Consider the following 15,694-nt stretch of genomic DNA (forward strand, 5'->3'; position numbering starts at 1 on the left):
GCCTGCCCGGCGGTGATGAGCCCCCGGGGACGTCCGCGCTCCGCCAGCAGCCCGCCGGCACGGCCGATCCGGTCGCGGGGCCGCTCCCCCGCCGCCTCCCGGCCGGCGGACGTCGGCGGACGTCGGCCGGGAGACGGCGGGCAGAAGGACCGTACGTACAAGGCACGACTGTCAGGCACGGCGTCCGGTGGGGGCCGGGGCGGCCGGCGGGTGGAGATCGAGTGGCTCGTAAGGGGCGGTGCTGGAAGCATCGGAGCCGTGGCACGGACGTTCGAGGATCTGGTGGCGGAGGCCGAGCGGGCTCCGATGGACGGCTGGGACTTCTCCTGGCTCGCGGGGCGGGCGACGGAGGAGCGCCCGTCGTGGGGGTACCAGCGGCTGATGGGGGCGCGGATGGCGCGTGCGTCGGCGGCGCTGGACGTACAGACCGGCGGCGGGGAGGTGCTGGCCGGGGTCGACCGGCTGCCGCCGCTGGTGGCCGCGACGGAGGCGTGGCCGCCGAACGTCGCCGCGGCGACGCGGCTGCTGCGGCCGCGCGGCGTGGTGGTGGTCGCGGACACGGACGAGCCACCGCTGCCGTTCGCCGACGACGCCTTCGACCTGGTCGTCAGCCGGCATCCGGTGACGGTGTGGTGGCAGGAGATCGCCCGGGTGCTGGAGCCGGGCGGGACGTATCTGTCACAGCAGGTCGGACCGGCGAGCGTCTTCGAACTGGTGGAGTTCTTCCTCGGGCCGCAGCCGGCAGAGGTACGGCGCCGCCGCCACCCGGACGACGCCCGGCGGGAGGCCGAGGCGGCCGGTCTGGACGTCGTCGACCTGCGGTCGGAGTCGTTGCGGACGGAGTTCAGGGACATCGGCGCGGTGGTGTACTTCCTGCGGAAGGTGATCTGGATGGTGCCCGGCTTCACCGTGGCCGCCCACCACGACCGGCTGCGCGAGCTGGACGCGAAGATCCGCGCCGAGGGCCCCTTCCAGGCCCGGACCACCCGCTTCCTGATCGAGGCCCGGAAGCCGGTGGGGTGAGCGGGCAGGGCGGATGCCTTCCCGCAGGGACGAGCGGCGCGGGCGGGGCTGTTGGCCGGAGTGGGCCGTTGGCCGGGGCGGGCCGCCGGTCAGGGCGAGGCGGGCCTTTGGCCGGGGCGGGCCGCCGGTCGGGGCGGGCCGTTGGTCGGGGCGAGCCGTTGGTCGGGGCGGGCCGCCGGCCGAGGCGAGGAGGGCCGTTGGTCGGGGCGGGCCGCCGGGCGAGGCGGGCCGCCGGTCGGTCGGGGACCGAGCCGCGCCCAGGACCCGCGCCCCGGCCCCCGGCCCTCGGGCCCGGCTCCCCCCGGGCCCGGCCACCGCACCCGCCAACTCCCCCCGTCCCCCCTCCCGTTGCCGCCCCGGCGTGTCCCGCCGGGGCGGCCCGGATTCCGGGTGGGGGGACAAAGTGGCGTACGCCGGCTGCGCGTTCGTACGGCGGGGGGTTCTGCGTATGATCCCGGTCAAGCACAGGACGGCCGCTGCGGGCGGCCGCTGTCCGACCTGCTCCAGGAGGCATTTTCGTGTCCGACCGCCGGCGGAAATTCTCCCTGCGGGCCACCGCGGTGGGCTGCGTCCTGCTCGCCGGGGCGGCGCCGGTCCCGGCCGTCGCGGCTCCGCTCGCCGACTCCGCCGTACTGCCGCAGATCTCCACATCGCTCGACACCACGAAGTGTGTCAAGCACAGCTCCGCCACGGCCCGAGCGACGCCGTGGCCGCAGAAGCTGCTCGGTATCGAGAAGGCGCATCCGCTCAGCGAGGGCCGCGGGGTGACGGTCGGGGTGGTCGACGGCGGGCTCGACGCCTCCGTACCGGCGCTGTCCGGGCGGACGTCCGGCACCGGCAAGGACTGCTCCGGGCACGGCACCTTCCTCGCCGGGGTGGTCGCGGCCGCCCCCGCCGCGGGCATCGGCTTCGAGGGCGTCGCCCCGCAGGCCCGGATCGTCGGGGCGTCCGTCGAGGCGGAAGGGTACGGCGACGACGCCGACCCCGACACGGTGGCCGCGGGCATCCGCGCGACCATCGACGACGGCGCGCGGGTGGTCCTGGTCGGCGTGGGTGCCGCGCGCTCCAGCGCGGCGTTGAAGTCGGCGCTGGCGTACGCGCAGAAGAAGGACGTCGTCGTCGTGGCGGGCGCCGGTACGGAGAGCCACAGCCGTGCGGTCTCCTACCCCGCCGCCTATCCGCGGGTGATCAGCGTCGCCGCCGTCAACGTGGCGGGCGACCCGCTCGGCGGGGACCCTCAGCAGGCGGCTCAGGCGGGCGGGGCGACGGTCCGCGTCGATCTGACGGCCCCCGGCGACCGGGTGCTCAGTGTGGGCCCCGGCGGCGGGCACTTCACGGGGAGCGGCGACCCGGTGGCGGCGGCGTTCGTCGCCGGAACCGCCGCGCTGGTCCGGGCCCGCGATCCGCAACTGCCGGCCGACGCGGTACGGGAGCGGCTGCGGGCCACGGCGGTGCGCGGCGCCGGGGCGGTCCCGGACCCGGCGACCGGCTACGGCATGGTCGACCCGGAAGGCGCGGTGGCCGCGCTGCGACCGGGCGACGGCACCGCCCCGCCGGGCAAGGGCACGGTCGCCGCCGCCTACCAGGCCGATCAGCCGCCGCCCGAGGTCGCTTCCGGGCCGGTGTGGGCGATGGCGGGCGGGGTCGCCGCGGTGGCGGCGGTCGCGGCGCTGCTGGCGGTGGTGATCCCCCGGGGCCGGGCGCGCGGCTGGCGCGCGCCGTAGCGGCGGGGCGGAGCGGACCCGGCGCGCCCCGCCGTCGTGCGGTCAGCCGGGCTCCGGCAGCCGGGTGAGGTCGAGCGGGGGCAGCCGGGACAGGGTGGTGCGGGCACCGGCCATGGCGTCGGCGTACCGGGCGTCGCCGAGGAGGTCCGTCAGGGCGGTGGCGATCTCCTCGCGCGGTGCGGTGTAGGGCAGGGCCCGGCCCAGTCCGTGCCGGGCGAACGCGGCGGTGTTGGCGGGCTGGTCGGCGAGGACGCCCAGGCCCAGGACGGGTGTCGCGCCCTGGACCGCGTCGAGCAGGGACGCCCGGCCGCCGTGGGTGACGAAGAGGTCGGCGCGGTGCAGCAGCGCCGGCTGCGGTACGTGCTCCACCACCGTGATGCGCGGGTCGTCGCAGGTCAGCCGAGGTGCGAGGGCGCCGGCGGAGACGATCGCGGCGCAGCCGAGCGCGGTGAGCGCGGCCAGGATCTCCCGGTAGGCGCCCTCGATCGTGGGCCGCAGTCCCGGCATCGCGGTGGTCAGGGTGCCCAGGCTCGCGTAGACGAGGGGGCGGGTGGAGGGGGCACGGTCGAGCCACTCGGGCAGTACGGTCCGGTGGCCGGCGACGGTGCGCCGGACCGGGTACGCGGCGGCCGGCGGCTCCTGGTGGAACCACGGGAGCGGGGCGGGCGTGAGCATCGGGGGCAGGGCCGGGGCGTCCTGTTCGTACTGCTTGTGCAGAGGGTGCAGGGCGGGGGCGATGTCGGTGTCCCAGAGGTCCCGCAGCAGTGGGCCGAGGCCGTTGTCCGCGGCGAGCAGGGGCAGCCGCAGGATCCGGGCCGCGAGGTGGGCGCCCGGGTCGCTGCATTCGGCGATCACGAGGTCGGGCCGGTCCCGGCGCCAGCCGGTGAGCAGATCGCGGGCCTTGGCGCCGGCCCGTTCGGGCCAGAGCTGACCGAAGACGTGGCGGTTGAAGGCGGCGTTCCCGTGCCGCAGCCGGATCGCGCTCGCCGTCTCCTGCACCCCGGGCTCGCAGGTCCAGTCGGTGCCCGCCCGCCGGTAGGCGATGCCCCGGCGGCGGGCCTCGCTGCGGAACATGGCCGGGGCGTGCAGGGTGATCTCGTGGCCCTGTTCCCGGGCCGGTCCGATGACGTAGTCGAGCGCGGTGACGTGCGACGGCACCGGTTCGGCGGTCAGGGCTATCCGTAAGGTCATGGCGTTTTCGGGTTCCTCGTCGTGGGGCGGTCCGGCCATGGTGCGCCGGGGCGGGGGCGCCGGGGGCGCGGATGCGGCGTGCGGGCACAGGTGGCGCGCGGCGCGGACGCCCGGGGCGGCCCGTCCCACGGGAAAGCGGAAAGCGCCGGCCCCCCGCGGTGTACGGGGTGACCGGCGCTTTCCGCTCCGTGGAAGAGGGTCGCGGGCGGTGTTCCTAGTGTTCCTTCTCCGCCAGCAGGGCCGTCTGGACCTGGATGTTGCGGCGGCGGGCGATCCACTGCGCGCGGCCCGGCGGGTACGTCCGGGGGCGGACGTCGCCGAAGAGGACGCCTTCGGCGGGCGGGCAGGAGAGCAGCAGGCGGTTGGTGTTCGCCTCGACGAGGCGGCGCAGCAGCGGGTCGTTCATCCCGCGGCTGACCCCGCCGGCGGCGCGGGCGAGGATCAGGTGGAAGCCGATCTCCGAGCCCTGGGTGAGGATGTCGAGCAGCGGCTCGAACGGGCTCTGCGCGCCGATACCGCCGCCGCCGATCAGGTCGTAGTCGTCCGCGACGAGGAAGACCTGCGGGCCCTTCCACCAGTCGCGTTTGCGCAGCCGGTCGGGGGTGATGTCCGGGCCGGGGATGCGGGGCCGCATCGAGGCGGCGCAGTTGCGGACCATCTCGCGGGCCGCGTCGAGGGAGACCGCGTAGTCGAGGCGGTACTCCTCGGGCACCGCGTCGTACAGCTCGCGCCGCAGGTCGACGAAGGCGAACTTGGCCTCGCTCGCGGTGTGGGTGCGGACGATCGAGTCGGCGACGAGGCGCAGCAGGTTGGTCTTGCCGCTCTCGGTGTCGCCGATGACGAGGAGGTGCGGGTCGGCGTCGAAGTCCTGGCGGAAGGCGGCGAGTTCGTTCTCCTCCAGGCCGAGCGGGACGGTGCGGCCGGCCGGTTCGGGCAGTTCGGTGGCGTGGACGGTGTTCGGCAGCATCCGTACGGCGGGGGCGCCGGGGCGGTCGCCCCAGGCGGCGCGGATGGCGGCGACCGTCTCCTGGGTGCCCTCGGTGAGGGTGGCGGCGTTGCCGTCTCCGTCGGTGCGGGGCAGTCCGGTGAGGAAGTGGTAGGTGTCCTCGGTCAGACCGCGGCCGGGTATCCGGGGGACCTCCTTGGCCTTGCGCATGTTCACGACGGAGTCGACCGGGTCGCCGAGGCGCAGTTCGAAGCGGCTGCCGATCTGATCGCGCAGGGCGGGCTGGATGTCGGCCCAGCGGGGTGAGGAGATCAGCAGGTGGATGCCGTAGTTGAGGCCGCGGGAGCCGAGTTGGGCGATGTCCTGGCTCAGGTCGAAGAAGTCGTTGCGCAGCGTCGACCAGCCGTCGACGACGAGGAAGACGTCGCCCCAGGGGTCGTCGGCGAACTCCCCGGCGGCGCGGCGCCTGCGGTAGTCGGCGATGCCGTCGATGTCGGCGTCGGCGAACTGCTCCTCACGGCGGGTCAGCAGGTTCTCCAGTTCGCTCACGGTGCGCTGGATGCGTTCGGTGTGGACGCGGCTGCTGATGGTGCCCATGTGCGGCAGCCCGGACAGCACACCGAAGTTGCCGCCGCCGAAGTCGAGGCAGTGGAACTGCACCTCACGCGGGGTGTGGGTGAGGGCGAGCGCGGTGATGACGGTGCGCAGCAGAGTGCTCTTGCCGGTCTGCGGGCCGCCGGCCACGCCGAGGTGGCCACCGGTGGTGGAGAGGTCGGCGAGGAGCGGGTCGCGCCGCTGGTCGAAGGGGCGGTCGATGACGCCGACGGGTACCCGCAGCGAGCCGGGCTCGGTGTTCGCCGGGTCGTAGCGGCGCGCGAGGTCCTCGGGGGTGGCGGGCACCATCTCGTCGAGGGTGGGCGGGGTGTCCAGCGGGGGCAGCCAGATGCGGTGGGCGGGCGGGCCGCCGGCGTCCAGCAGGCGCCGGTTGGCGGTCTCCAGCAGCGTGAGCTGCTCGCGGTCCCCGTCCGGTTCGGGCTCGGCGGGGACGACGGGCCGGGTGGGCGCGACGTAGCCGGAGCGGTAGGGGACGGCCGAGCCGCCGCCCTGGGCGCTCGGCGTGTTGCGGCGCCGGGCCTCGTAGGGGCCGGAGACGTAGGCGGCCTTGAAGCGGGTGAGGGTGGCGGTGTCGCTCTTGAGGTAGCCGTTGCCGGGGGCGGGCGGCAGCTGGTGGGCGTCGGGGACGCCGAGGACGCCGCGGCTCTCCATGGCGGAGAAGGTGCGCAGGCCGATGCGGTACGAGAGGTGGGATTCGAGCTGGTGGACGCGGCCCTCGTCGAGGCGCTGGGAGGCGAGGAGCAGATGGACGCCGAGGCTGCGGCCGAGCCGTCCGATCATGACGAAGAGGTCCATGAACGAGGGGTGAGCGGCGAGCAGTTCACTGAACTCGTCGACGATGATGACGAGCGACGGCATGGGCGCCAGCGGCGTCCCGGCGAGGCGGGCCTTCTCGTACTCCAGGTTGTTGGTGTAGTTGCCGGCCGCGCGCAGCAGTTCCTGACGACGGATCAGTTCGCCGTGGACCGCGTCGTGCATACGGGTCACCAGCGCCGCCTCGTCGGCGAGGTTGGTGATGACGGCGGAGGTGTGCGGCAGGTTCTCCAGGCCGAGGAAGGTGGCGCCGCCCTTGAAGTCCACGAGGACGAGATTGAGGATCTCGGAGGAGTGGGTGAGGGCGAGCGAGGTGACGAGGGTGCGCAGCAGCTCGCTCTTGCCGGAGCCGGTGGCGCCGATGAGCATGCCGTGCGGGCCCATGCCGTTGTGCGCGGACTCCTTGAGGTCGATCTCGACGGGTGAGCCGTCGGCGGCGACACCGACCGGGACACGCAGCCGGTCGCGCTCCCCCGGGCCGCGGAACTCGTGGAACCGCTCCAGCTCGTGGGTGTGCAGATCGGAGATGCCCAGCAGCGTGGTGAGCTGGAAGTCCGACTCCAGCGGCTCGGCGACCTCGGTGGTCACGCTCATCCGGTACGGGGCGATCATGCGGGCCAGGGCGCGGGCGCGGACGAGGGTGAGGGCGTCGGGGCGGCCGAGCCGGGAGACGGTCTCGCGGCCGTTGCGGTCCCGCCCGACGGCGCGCAGATGGCCGGGTTCGACCTCCAGGCCGAGGGTGTGCGGACCGCCCCAGGCGAGACCGGCGCCCAGGTCGATGACGACGCAGTTGCGGTAGCCGCCGCCGGCCAGCCGGTCATCGCCCGGGAGACCGGCGCCGTCGAGGATGACGACGGTGAACGGCTCCTCCTTACCCGGTACGGCCTGCGGGTCGAACCGCGGGCGGTCGGAGAGCAGACCTCCGAGGAGTTCAGCGAATTCGGTGGTGTCCTCGGTGACCAGACGGCGCTGTCCGGCCCCGTCGTGCTCGGTCGGATGCAGAGCGTGCGGAAGCCACTTCAGCCACTCCCAGTGCTCCAGGGCGTCCTTGGAGGTGCAGGCGGCGAGGCGCAGTTCCTCGGGGGCGTGGAAGACGGCGAGCTGTCCGACGAGGGCGCGGACCATGGCGCGCGCGGTCTCGTCGTCGCCGCGCAACTGGACACGGGCATAGCCGCGGAGGTAAAGCGCGATGGGCTGGTCGGCGACGGAGGTGTAGGCGCGGATGAAGCGGCGCAGCGCGTGGGCGGCGAGCGGCTCCAGGTCCTCGACGGGCTTGGTCTCCATGGGGGCGACGCGCATGCCGAGCCGCTGGTCGCCGACGGCGAGACGGACCTCGGCGAAGTCGTCGTGGGAGGTGCGCCGTTCCCACAGCCGGGACGTTCGCACCAGTGAACGCAGCGCCTCCGGGTCGGGGTTGCGCCAGGCGTGGGCGTCGCGCTGGCCGACGACCGCCTCGCGCACCCGGCGCCGGTTCTGCGACAGATAGCGCAAGTAGTCCCGGCGGTCGCCGCTCAGCCGCTGCTTGCGTTCCCCGGCGCTGCGGACGAGTTGGCCGATGAGCATGGCCAACGTGGAGACCAGCATCATGCCGCCGACCATGTAGGTGAAGACACCGCTGCCGCCGCCGGGCCGCAGGAAGATCAGCACCATGCCGGTGGAGGCGACGGCCATCGGCAGGTAGGTGAAGAGCGCGGAGAGGTTGCTGGTCCGTTCGGGGAGGACGGGTGGCTCCTGCAATTCCAGTTCGCCACCGGGAACTTCAGGGCCCGGCCTGCGTGGTGGACGGCGGAAGAGGATGAGGCTCACACGGGTCCTTCCGGTACGTACGGAAAACCGGCCGCCCCCGGAGCCGGCGGACCCTGGCGGAGGGGGTGTCCGGGCAGGGGTCCGCGGTGTCAACAGCGGGCGATCGGCGGCGCGTCGGGCTGGTGGCCAGATGATGCCATGGCCGCTTCCGGGCCCCTTCCGCCCGGCCCGATGAAGATCGCTCAAGATTTCGTCAGGACCGGTCACCCGTAAAGAGACTTGTGTTAACTTCCTCTCCACCAGGACGCCCTCCACGCAGGCAGAGCGATGCTGTCGCGCCGGGAGCGTGACGTTCCGCGGCCCGTGCAACGGCCCACTCCACCAAGGAACAGGCGTCGGCACAGCCATCGGATGTCTATCCGCTTTGTACCGGTCGGTCACTGACCAGTCCGACCGGAGCGGGAGCCGCCACCTCGGCGGGACGTCCTGGCTGAAGACCCTCGACGTTGGGGTGGAAGGCGAGAACTGACGTGAGCAGCACCATCGTTGCCGACATATGCAAGATCGTCGTCAAGGCGCCTGAGCGCTCCTTCGAGATCGGTCTGCCGGCCGACATGCCCCTGGTCGAGGTGATGCCGTCACTGCTGGAGCACGGCTCCGTCCCCGGTGGCGACCTCGACGAAACGGGTGTGGAGCACGGCGGCTGGGTCCTCCAGCGGCTCGGCCGCCCCGCCCTCGACGAGGAGTCGACCCCCGCCGACCTGGGGCTCCGGGACGGCGAAACGCTCCATCTGCGGCCCCGGCGCGAGCAGTTGCCGCCCGTGCACTTCGACGACCTCGTCGACGGCGTCGCCACCGGGATGCGGGAGCGCGCCGACCAGTGGGGACCACAGGGCACCCGGCGTCTCGCCCTCGGCTTCGGCTCCGCCGTCCTGCTGGCCGGGCTGGTCCCGCTGGCCACCAGCGGCCTGCCGCTGCTGCACTCCGTGGCCACCGCCGGGGTCGGTCTCCTGCTGCTGCTCGGCGCGGTCGGCGCCTCCCGCGCCGTGGGGGACGCGGTCGCCGGGACCACCCTCGGCCTGCTGGCCATCCCCTATCTCTTCGTGGCGGGCTGGTTCGTGCCCGCCGGACCGGCCGGTGACCCGCTGCTCGGGGCGCGGCTGCTGGCCGGCGCCGCGGCAGGCAGCGGCGCCGCGATCCTGGCGCTGGCCGCGGCGGCGTCCGCGGCGCCGCTGTTCACCGCGGTCCTGCTGGGCTTCCTCCTCACCGCGGTCGGCGGCGCCCTCGGGCTGACCGCCGGGCTCGCGCCGTCCGAGGCAGCCGGTCCGGTCGCCGCGGTCACCGTCATCCTCGGCACCTTCGTACCGCTGCTGTCGTTCCGGCTGGCCGGACTGCGGCTGCCGCCGCTGCCCACCAACGCCCAGGAGCTCCAGGAGGGCATCGACCCGGTGCCCGCCACCGATGTCCTGGAGCGCACCCGCGTCGCCGACCGCTACATGACCGCGCTCTACGCGGCCTGCGGTCTGCTGTGCGCGGTGTGTCTGGTGGCGCTCGCCACCGGGCGGGGCTGGGAGCCGCTGACGCTCGGCGCGGTGCTCAGCGTGCTGCTGGTGCTGCACGCCCGCGCGATGGCCGGGGCCCGCCAGCGGCTGTCGGTGGTGCTCCCCGGCTGCCTCGGACTGCTGCTGCCCGCCCTCGGCTTCGCCTGGCACGGCTCCACCGGTACCCGCGCCCTCGTCCTGCTGGTGCTGCTCCTCGTCGGCGCCGGGCTGACCATCGCCTCCTGGGCGCTGCCGGGCCGCCGGCTGGTGCCGTACTGGGGACGCGCCGCCGATCTGCTCCACTCGGCCTGCGCCATCGCGCTCTTCCCTCTCGTCCTCATCGATCTGGGGGCGCTCGGCGCCCTGCGGGCCTGGCTGAGCTGACCTCCGGGGTGCGCGGCGGACGACCGGGCCCGCGCACCGCCGTACGCCTTCCCGGTGGGTGCGCGTCCGGCGCGCGCCCGCCGTCCGGTCCCGAGACACCTCGACAAGACAGCCCGGCAGCAGTGGGCGCAGCACGGTGGCAGGAGAGCAGATGCAGTCACGGCGGGACCAGGTCCAGGCGTACTCCTTCGTGGTGGGACGCCTGACCTCCAGCATGCTCTCCGCCGATCCGGACGCCATCGACACCCATATGGGCCGTACCAAGCGCGGGACCGTCATCGGGCTCGTCATCGGGCTGCTGCTCTGTGTGGGGTTCGCGGTGTCGGGTCTGCTCTTCCCGGGGCGGTCGACGGCCTGGCAGCAGGCGGGCGCGATCATCGTGGAGAAGGAGACCGGCGCCCGGTACCTCTACGGCGGCGGGGAGCTGCGCCCGGTCCTCAACTACACCTCGGCGAAGCTCGCCGTCGGCGCGAAGGGCCTGGTGCAGGAGGTCTCGCAGGAGTCGCTTGCGGGTGTGCCGCGCGGTACGGCGATCGGTATCCCGGACGCGCCGGACTCGCTGCCGTCGGGTGACGCGCTCTCCCGGGGCGCCTGGCAGGTGTGCGCCACCAGCCGTACCGGTGACGACGGGCGGCAGCTGGCGACCACCTCGGTGGGGATCGGGGTGAGCGCCGGCAGCCCGCCGCTGCCGGACTCCCGGGCGGTGCTCGTCCAGGACGCCAAGGAGAACGTCTTCCTGCTCTGGCACGGTCAGCGGCTGCGGCTGGACGACAAGGGCGGCGCGGTGCAGGCCCTCGGCTACGGCACCGTCGACCCGGTCGCGGTGGACGAGTCGTTCCTCGCCGCGATCCCCGCCGGGCCCGATCTGGCGGCGCCGGACGTCCCCGGGCGCGGTACGGCGGGCCCGGAGATCGGCGGGGCGAAGCGGACCGTCGGGCAGTTCTTCGTCGTACGCACGCCCAGCTCCGCCGACCAGTACTACCTGCTCACCAAGGACGGGCTGGTCCCGTTCACGCTCACCGGCTCGCAGCTGCTGACCGGTGACGCCGACACCCGGAAGAAGGCGTACGGCGGGGCCGCGCCCACCGCCGTCGCCCTCACCCCGGACCAGGTCAGGCCGGCGCTGGCCAAGGGCGAGCCGGCGCAGTTCCTGGCCGGACTGCCCACGGCGCCGCCCCGCGCCGTCACCCCGGGCGGTGCCGTGCCCTGTCTGTCCGTCACCCCGCACGGCGACGCGCCGGTGCAGCGGATCACGCTGACCGACCGCCGGCTGGCCGGTGGCCGTCCGGTCGTCCCGCGGCAGAGCACCGCGCCGGGCTGTCCGCAGCCGGGCCTGGTGACCTCGCGGCCCGGTACCGCGGTGCTGGCGCGTCCGCTGCCGGGCCGCGGCGGGGCGGGCAGCGGCCGGACCACCGGCGCGCCGTACCTCGTGTCCGGGGACGGGACGAAGTACCCGCTGGCCTCCGACGCGGTGCTGAAGACCCTGTCGTTCACCGAGGCGGAGACCGTGCGGCTGCCGTCCGCGCTGCTGCGGCTGCTGCCGACGGGCCCCGTGCTCGATCCGGTGGCGGCGGCGCAGCCCGCGCTGTCGGCTCCGCAGGCGCCGGAGGATCCCGAGTGCCGCGCCGCCGCGAGCGCCACCGAAGACTCCGGGAAGGGAGCGGCCGGATGACGCACCGTCCTTCGCCCGCACCGTCCCGGGCGCCGTTCACCGCACGTTCCCGCCGGGACACGGACATCGGGTCCGCGTCCGGCGCCGATCTCCGAGGAGTTCCGCATGGTCGCCGGAAACCAGTTCACCAGTACTGAGCACGCGCTCCAGGTCGCGGCGAAGGCCATCGACAACACACACGTCAGCTGCCAGAACATCCACTCCAGCGTGGAGAACAGCAAGATCGCGCTGGCCGGTACCTGGACGGGTAACGCGTCGGGCGGCTTCGGCGACGCCCTGGCGACCTGGCAGACGCAGCTCAAGGGCCTCATGGACTCCCTCCAGGCGATGGGGGACCAGCTGGGCGGCACCCGCAACAACTTCACCACCAACGAGTCGGACAACCTCGGTCTGACCAAGCACTGGGTGTCGCAGACCAACCCCCACTGAGCGGCGCGCGGACGGACCTGCCTCGGCCGTCCGTGACCGGGCCGCCTCCGGGCGGCCACTCCCCTGTCATCCCATCGATTCGTGAGGACGTCCCAGATGCCCGGCTTCTCCGATTTCAGCACCAACCACGCGGCCATGGACCAGGGCCACCAGGAGCTGATCAACTACACCCAGACCATCGAGAACTACCTGGAAGAGCTGAACGCCCAGGTCAACACCGTCCGCAGCGAGATGAGCGGTCAGACCATCGAGGCGTACGACGCCGCGCACCGCGTCTGGATCCAGAAGGTCGACGAGATGCGCGCGACGCTGGGCATGGGCGGCAAGACGCTGGGCCAGGTCCGGATGAACTACCAGCACGTCGACGGTTCCGAGCAGAACAAGTGGAACGCGCTCACCGCCGGTTGACGCTCCCCACGGGCGGTGCGCGGAGCCGGCTGACCGCGCACCGCCCGTGTCCGGGCCCGCTCCGCGGCGGGCCCCTCCCCCGTATCACCGCGTACTTCCGCACCGGACACCGTTGGCCCGCGCCGGGTGCGCGGCCCTCACCCAGCAGGAGCGAGACATGGCGGACGACAAAGGAACCCTGACGTTCACGAAGGCGACCCTGGAGGGTTTCCGGGAGAACGAGCTGACCAATCTGCGGGACGCGGCCGACCGGGCCCGTCTGACGCTCGGGCATTTCCAGGGGCCCGACAAGCTGCTTCCGGGCGGCCCCAACTACCAGCCGGCCGTCGACCTGCAGAATCGCTTCAAGGAGGCGGCGCAGGCGCTGCTCAAGGAGTTGGACACCGCGTACAACCTCTCCGAGCAGATGATCGTCCAGCTTCTCGGGACCAGCACCGCCATGAGCAACATCGAGGAGGAGAACACCCAGCTGACGTCCCAGCAGCTCCAGAGCATCATCGGCGGCGCGCTGTCGGCGGGCGGCAAGGGCTCCGGCGGCAGCGGTGGCAGCGGAGGCTCCGGCGGCACCCAGCCGACGGGCTCGACCACCGACAACCAGAACGGCGGCGGCAACCAGAACGGCGGCGGATCCCAGAACACCGAGGGCGACCAGAACACCACCGCCTGATCCGGGTGGCGGCGGCTCCACGAGGGGCCCGGCCGCCTTTGCCCCCGACCGCACCCCCACGCAGGAGCAGACCCATGGCCGACCTCACCACCTGGCCCCAACTGCTGAACTCCTTCTTCCAGAAGGGGACGGCGGGCGGCGCCACGCTGACCCTGATCCCCTCTCTCGAATCGGTCACGGCGGTCCCCTGGACCCATGCGTACTGGAACTACGCCCTCGGGCAGGACCCGTGGAAGGGCCAGTGGGTCACCCGGTACGACGACGGGCGCGGGCTGTCGCGGACCGCCGGTATCGCCATGCTCGACGGCCAGGACAGCCTGGACGGCGAGAAGTCCCCCTGGTACCAGCTGAGCGCGGGCTCCACCAAGGTGGTCGACGCGCTGGGCGGTGCCGGCACGGATGTCACGTCGGTGCCGAGCTTCACGGCCGCCCAGGAACAGCTCACGGGCGCCATCCAGTACTTCAACAACTTCCACATCGGTCTCGATCAGTGGCGGGCCAAGATGGACTCGCCCGAGAGCGGCTGGAAGGGGTCGGCCTCCGCCTCGTTCGCGGATGTGCTGCTGCGGCTGTCCCGGGCGTTCGAGGAGATCGACCAGCTGACCGGCGGGCCCGGCGGATCCGGCGGCTATCTGGGTGCGGTCAATCAGGCCGGGCAGGCGCTGCGGACCGCGGTGGACGAGATGCGGCAGGCCCTGACCACCTGGCGGCAGCAGCCGACGTGGACACCGGCCGGGGCGCTGCAGCAGGTGCTGTCGGGTCTGGACGTGAACCACAAGGACAACCCGGGGGGCGGTCTGGGCACCACCCAGCTCGTCCTCAACGGGCAGACGATCGGGTACATCGACCAGGAGACCACCTGGCAGCAGATCGAGGGGAAGGCCAAGGAGCTCTGGCTGCAGACCGCCCAGCAGCACCTCAACGGCAAGGTCCACGACATCCACGTCAAGCTGTCGGGGGCGTACACCACCTCGGCGCTGGCGCTCAAGCCGGTACCGCCGAGCATCGAGAACGCGATCAACGGCGGTGGCTACGGCGGCAATGCGACGCCCCCGCCGGGCACGAGCGACAAGGACCCGGACAAGGACCTCGACAAGAACCTGCCCGACACCGACAAGGACACGGACACCGACAAGGACCTGCCGCCGGGTACCGGGGACGGTGACGGCGGCACCGGGGACCTCGGTCCGGGCGACACCGGCGACGGCAACGGTCTCGGCAGCGACCTCAACGGCGACAAGAACGGCCTCGGCGGCGACCTCGACCCGGGCAACACCGGGGACGGCAACGGCCTGGGCAGCGACCTCAACCCCGGCAACACCGGCGACGGCAACGGCCTCGGCAGCGACCTCGACCCGGGCAACACCGGGGACAAGAACGGGCTCGGCAGCGATCTCAACCCCGGCAACACCGGGGACGGCAACGGCCTGGGCAGCGACCTCGACCCCGGCAACACCGGCAACGGCAAGGGTGACGGGAACATCCCGCCGTACCTGCGCCACCCGGGCAGCGTGCCGCCGCCGGGCACCACCGGGAACCGCCGGAACCCGTACCAGAACCCGGGCGGCAGCCGGGATCTGACGGGTGGTAAGAACATCACCTACAAGCCGCCGCGCCCGGGACAGTCCGATCTGCGGCACTGGTCGCCGGACGATGCGAAGAAGTACACACCGCCGCCGACCTCCTCGACCCGTTTCCGTCCCGGTACGAGCACCGGCTCCGGCAACATCCCCATCTCGTCCAACGGGACGGGCGGGACGTCCGGCACCTCCGGCACTTCCCCGGCCAACGGCACCGGGGGCACCGGCGGGGTGCGCGGCCCGATCGCCACCTCGTCGTCCGGCGGCAAGAACGGCTCGGGGGTGCCGCTGTTCCCGCCGATGGCCAACGGGATGGGCGGTGGCAAGGGGCAGGAGAATCAGGAGCGTGAGCGCACCACCTGGCTGGCCGAGGACGCCGCCGTGTGGGGCACCGATCCGGAGCTGGCACCCACCGTGCTGGGCCGTCCGGGCACCGCACTCTTCGCCGACACCGCATACCTGGGAGAGACCGATGAATGGCAACCCGCTGATGGGCCGTATGGAGGACGCCCTGGAACGTCTGGAGGAGGCTCACGCGCAGGCCAGGGCGGCGCGGGAGAGTCTCGACAGGGTCAGCGTGACGGCTACGGCCAAGGATCATCTGCTCAGCGTCACGGCTGACGCCCAGGGCCGGGTGACCGGCATCAAACTGCACAGCACCCGCTACCGCTCGATGGCCGCGGCGGAGCTGGCGAAGGCGCTGCTGGAGACGGTGCAGCGGGCGCAGGAGGACGCCGCCGAGGCGAAGGAGCGGACGATGGCGCCGCACCTGCCCGAGGGGTTCGACAGGAAGGCGATGTCCGAGGGGCGTTCGACGCTGGACGACCTCCTGAGCGCCTTCACCCGGGGCACCCTCCCCGGTCAGCAACAGGGCTAGCAGGGCGAACGGGATGAACGCGCCGTGCCGTACGGGAACCCGTACGGCACGGCGGTACGGCGGCACCGACCGGGCCGC

At 73.3% G+C, this 15,694-nt stretch carries 11 protein-coding genes; 9 read left to right on the forward strand and 2 right to left on the reverse strand.

Annotation, left to right across the window (positions count from 1 at the left end):
* Positions 1 to 258: 258 nt before the first annotated feature.
* The gene (locus tag ACZ4M8_RS15555; protein ID WP_467607298.1) at positions 259 to 1,023 is read left to right on the forward strand and encodes a class I SAM-dependent methyltransferase; all 765 of its coding nucleotides are present in this window, start codon (positions 259 to 261) and stop codon (positions 1,021 to 1,023) included.
* Positions 1,024 to 1,541: 518 nt separating this feature from the next.
* Complete coding sequence (locus ACZ4M8_RS15560; protein ID WP_467607301.1) at positions 1,542 to 2,747, forward strand: S8 family serine peptidase; 1,206 nt, start codon at positions 1,542 to 1,544, stop codon at positions 2,745 to 2,747.
* A 42-nt stretch (positions 2,748 to 2,789) separates the two neighbouring features.
* Here the strand turns inward: ACZ4M8_RS15560 and ACZ4M8_RS15565 are convergent, their stop codons facing one another.
* Positions 2,790 to 3,938 carry a glycosyltransferase gene (locus ACZ4M8_RS15565; RefSeq protein ID WP_467607304.1) on the reverse strand — a complete coding sequence of 383 codons (1,149 nt, stop codon included), beginning with the start codon at positions 3,936 to 3,938 and terminating at the stop codon, positions 2,790 to 2,792.
* 214 nt (positions 3,939 to 4,152) lie between these two features.
* Complete coding sequence (gene eccCa, locus ACZ4M8_RS15570; protein ID WP_467607307.1) at positions 4,153 to 8,049, reverse strand: type VII secretion protein EccCa; 3,897 nt, start codon at positions 8,047 to 8,049, stop codon at positions 4,153 to 4,155.
* Positions 8,050 to 8,588: 539 nt separating this feature from the next.
* Between eccCa and eccD the strand changes: the two genes are divergently transcribed.
* The 7 genes from eccD (at position 8,589) to ACZ4M8_RS15605 (ending at position 15,616) form a co-directional block, all read left to right on the forward strand.
* On the forward strand, positions 8,589 to 9,983 hold the full coding sequence (gene eccD, locus ACZ4M8_RS15575) for a type VII secretion integral membrane protein EccD (protein WP_467607310.1): 1,395 nt from the start codon (positions 8,589 to 8,591) through the stop codon (positions 9,981 to 9,983).
* A gap of 151 nt (positions 9,984 to 10,134) precedes the next feature.
* Positions 10,135 to 11,655 carry a type VII secretion protein EccB gene (eccB, locus tag ACZ4M8_RS15580; protein ID WP_467607313.1) on the forward strand — a complete coding sequence of 507 codons (1,521 nt, stop codon included), beginning with the start codon at positions 10,135 to 10,137 and terminating at the stop codon, positions 11,653 to 11,655.
* A 105-nt stretch (positions 11,656 to 11,760) separates the two neighbouring features.
* On the forward strand, positions 11,761 to 12,084 hold the full coding sequence (locus ACZ4M8_RS15585; RefSeq protein ID WP_467607316.1) for a WXG100 family type VII secretion target: 324 nt from the start codon (positions 11,761 to 11,763) through the stop codon (positions 12,082 to 12,084).
* Positions 12,085 to 12,165: 81 nt separating this feature from the next.
* A complete protein-coding gene (locus ACZ4M8_RS15590; RefSeq protein ID WP_467607319.1) occupies positions 12,166 to 12,492 on the forward strand; it encodes a WXG100 family type VII secretion target in 327 nt (108 codons plus the stop codon).
* 157 nt (positions 12,493 to 12,649) lie between these two features.
* Entirely contained in the window at positions 12,650 to 13,159 is a 510-nt protein-coding gene (locus tag ACZ4M8_RS15595; RefSeq protein WP_467607321.1) for a hypothetical protein, read from the forward strand.
* Positions 13,160 to 13,233: 74 nt separating this feature from the next.
* Positions 13,234 to 15,360, forward strand: coding sequence for a WXG100 family type VII secretion target (locus ACZ4M8_RS15600; protein ID WP_467607324.1), 2,127 nt, complete (start codon positions 13,234 to 13,236; stop codon positions 15,358 to 15,360).
* On the forward strand, positions 15,317 to 15,616 hold the full coding sequence (locus ACZ4M8_RS15605; RefSeq protein WP_467607326.1) for a YbaB/EbfC family nucleoid-associated protein: 300 nt from the start codon (positions 15,317 to 15,319) through the stop codon (positions 15,614 to 15,616). The genes ACZ4M8_RS15600 and ACZ4M8_RS15605 overlap by 44 nt, the downstream gene beginning before the upstream one ends.
* Positions 15,617 to 15,694 lie beyond the last annotated feature (78 nt).

It is taken from the genome of Streptomyces sp. NPDC027185 (assembly GCF_055567035.1).